The sequence below is a fragment of the Rhodoplanes roseus genome (assembly GCF_003258865.1).
Taxonomy (GTDB): domain Bacteria; phylum Pseudomonadota; class Alphaproteobacteria; order Rhizobiales; family Xanthobacteraceae; genus Rhodoplanes; species Rhodoplanes roseus.
Map to the genome: position 1 here is coordinate 1 of NZ_NPEX01000641.1, position 650 is coordinate 650.

General features: G+C 68.0%; 1 protein-coding gene. It reads right to left on the reverse strand.

Translation table 11 applies throughout. The features are described 5' to 3' along the window. Positions 1 to 650, reverse strand: a 650-nt coding sequence (locus CH341_RS34750) for a hypothetical protein (protein ID WP_170149896.1), incomplete at both ends; no start/stop codon positions are given.

The following is a 650-nucleotide window of genomic DNA, read 5'->3' on the forward strand; positions in this document are numbered from 1 at the left end:
ATGCCGAGGGGCTGATCGAGCAACAGCATCGGCGACTTGACGTGAGGATAGGTGCCGACCTTCCACAGCCCGCCGGACGGGCGCAGCCAGCCCTGCACCGTCACCTGCGCCTGGATCATCGCGCCCTCGTGATGGAGGGCGTCGAACTCGGCGCGCTTCTTGAGGCCCTCCGGCGTGTCCGGATGCTCGGCGATGTTGACCAGCGGGCGGTACCGTGTCGCGCTGCCCTGAGCCACGGCGCGGATGCGGGATACGTCGTCGCCCCATGCGTCGTCGTGGCCGGCGCGCTGCCCGAGGGTCCAGTACTTCTGGTAGACGTAGTCGTCCTGGATCGTGCAGTTGGCGCTCTTGATGTTGCCGCCCTCGACCAGCGCGTCGCTCGCCGAGCCCGAATGATCTCCGATCGCGAGGAGATTGCCGCGCTCGGTCGAGCCGAGCACGATCTTGCGATCGCGCGCCAGGCGCTCCAGCGTCGCCCATACGAGCTCGCCGGGCTGAACCGACATCTCCGGGAACGGCGTCGCGTCGACCGTGCCGACCGTCTCGAGCGAGATGCCGAACGGCGCAATCAGGTTGCGCGCGATCGCCTCCCACGGATAGCCGTCGAACTTTCCGTCCTCGGTCTCCACCGAGGACGAGGCGATGTCCCA